The organism is Paraburkholderia sp. JHI2823, assembly GCF_038900695.1.
GTDB lineage: Bacteria > Pseudomonadota > Gammaproteobacteria > Burkholderiales > Burkholderiaceae > Paraburkholderia > Paraburkholderia mimosarum.
Map to the genome: position 1 here is coordinate 1 of NZ_JAYMRY010000461.1, position 226 is coordinate 226.

Annotated in this window: 1 tRNA gene; it reads left to right on the plus strand. The window is 58.4% G+C overall.

The annotated features are described in order from the left end of the window. The first annotated feature begins 101 nt into the window (after nt 1–101). Nucleotides 102–177 (plus strand) — tRNA-Ala (locus VSR34_RS39405). Nucleotides 178–226: the final 49 nt, after the last annotated feature.

A 226-nucleotide genomic window follows, 5' to 3' on the forward strand; every position in this document is an offset into this window, starting at 1 on the left:
TTGCGATGATCGTTAGTGCTTCAGCACTTACGAGCATCCCACTCTGCCCGCAGGGCAGAGCCCGGAAGCGCAAACGCCTGGGTCTGAATGGTTTATGAGCTGGGGGATTAGCTCAGCTGGGAGAGCACCTGCTTTGCAAGCAGGGGGTCGTCGGTTCGATCCCGTCATCCTCCACCAATCCTCAATGCACAGCGTTCTGCACGAAGCAGAGCCCTTCGCATTGGCG